This window comes from Clostridioides sp. ES-S-0108-01, assembly GCF_020662285.1.
Taxonomy (GTDB): domain Bacteria; phylum Bacillota; class Clostridia; order Peptostreptococcales; family Peptostreptococcaceae; genus Clostridioides.
On sequence record NZ_JADGMN010000068.1, the window covers coordinates 1 to 603 of the forward strand.

The window sequence follows — 603 nt, forward strand, 5'->3', positions numbered from 1 at the left end:
TTTAATTTTGAGGGTTCTTTATGAACTTCATATATGGGGGTGTAGCTCAGTTGGGAGAGCACTTGCCTTGCAAGCAAGGGGTCAGGAGTTCGACTCTCCTCATCTCCACCATTTAAGAGTATATTACTTAAATCTTTGATTTACTTAGTAGTCTCTTACAATGCACTTATAGCTTAAATTTATACAGGCTTTGTGCGTTAGCACTTTAAGCAACGGAATAAACTGAACGCATGTGAAGTTTGTTTGTTGGCGCTGTGTGTTAGCACTTTAAGTAACGGAATTTATTCGTTGGCGCCATGCTTTAGCACTTTAAGTAACGGAATAATCTGAGTGAATACGAAGGTTGTTCGCTGACGTGGTGCGTTAGCACTTTGAAAACTGCATATATATATTTAGTGATATGACATCTAATTTATAATATATAAAGTTGATAACTTTTTAAAATTATCGAAGTTGATAGCTTCTAATCTATCAAGCCTTTTTAACTGGTCAAGTTATTAAGGGTGCAGGGCGGATGCCTTGGCACTAGGAGCCGATGAAGGACGTGATAAGCTGCGATAAGCTTCGGGGAGTTGCACGTAAACTTTGATCCGAAGATTTCCG

General features: G+C 38.8%; 1 tRNA gene and 1 rRNA gene. Both read left to right on the forward strand.

Going from position 1 to position 603, the window contains the following annotated elements:
• Window positions 1–35: 35 nt before the first annotated feature.
• A tRNA-Ala gene (locus IR152_RS19795) sits at window positions 36–111 on the forward strand.
• Between the two features lie 376 nt (window positions 112–487).
• Window positions 488–603, forward strand: a 23S ribosomal RNA gene (locus IR152_RS19800); the annotation flags it as partial.